The sequence below is a fragment of the Nonomuraea sp. NPDC049625 genome (genome assembly GCF_040675285.1).
Taxonomy (GTDB): Bacteria; Actinomycetota; Actinomycetes; order Streptosporangiales; family Streptosporangiaceae; genus Nonomuraea; species Nonomuraea angiospora_A.
In genome coordinates this window covers 1-1,011 of sequence record NZ_JBFAOQ010000067.1, presented here as the reverse complement: position 1 = coordinate 1,011, position 1,011 = coordinate 1, and the positions used below count along the sequence as shown (strand labels likewise).

General features: G+C 65.5%; 1 protein-coding gene. It reads right to left on the bottom strand.

Translation table 11 applies throughout. From position 1 onward, the window contains the following. Positions 1-10 precede the first annotated feature (10 nt). A complete protein-coding gene (locus AB0J87_RS64420; RefSeq protein WP_363985937.1) occupies positions 11-829 on the bottom strand; it encodes a transposase family protein in 819 nt (272 codons plus the stop codon). Positions 830-1,011 lie beyond the last annotated feature (182 nt).

Below are 1,011 nucleotides of genomic sequence, written 5' to 3'. Positions count from 1 at the left end.
TGAAGTGATCTCAGCGAATTGCTGGTAGGTAGTTGTGCTCGAAGTGGGTGAGGACAAGGGCGGCGCGGGCGATGTCGCCGATTGCGCTGGGGCTGGCGGTGATGTGCTGGAGAATCCGCCAGCGGCCTTTGAGCAGGGCGAACCCGCGTTCGCCGAGACATCGCAGGGCGCGTAGGAGCCGGTTGTAGGTGCGGTTGTCCGGGCTAAGGGTCTGGTTGCCTTCGGGCTGTTTGATCGGCGTATGAATGCCGATCCCGGCGCCGTCGTAGCCGCTGTCGGCGAGGGTCGGCAGGCCGCCTGCGGCTGCGGCGTACAACGCGCCCAGCACGTGCGCGCGAGCGGCGGTCAGATCGTGGACCGAGCCCGGTTCGACGTCGGCGATCCACAGGGGGAGCCCGCTGGGTGCCGAGAGTGCTTGGAGGTTGCCGGCGTGCTGGTGGGCCTTGCCGGAGTACCAGGCGTCGATGGGCTCGCCCTTGACGCTGATGGCCTGCTCGGCGCAGCGATCGATCGAGATCAGGGTGCCGTCCAGGATCACATAGGCCAGCCCATCGGCCTTGGCGCGGTCCAGAGCCTCGTGCAAATCAGGGGCTTGAACTGCGAGGACGTCGATTCCCTCGGCGATGTAGCGATAGGCCGTGGCCCGGGAGACGCGGTGATCGCGGCCGAGCTTGGGGATGTCGTACTCGCCCCGGAACCAGCGCAGCACCAGCACCGCTTGCCAGAACGGGGTCAGGGCACGACTGCCTTTGGGAGTGCCGAGCTGGCGACGTTCGTCCTGCAGCAACCGGGCAACGTACCGAACCAGTGCACGCGAGACGTCGAGCATGGCACGATGAGCAATCACGTGGAGCCTTTCGGCTGGCGGGGATTCTTGTGGTGAGAACTCATCTACCGGAGGCTCCACGTCTGTCTCCGGCCTTCGACGACTTCTCCCGAAAGGCCCGAAACGCCACCCCGGGCGTCCCGAAAATCCCCAATCGCCCGAATTATTTCTCTGAGATCACCTCA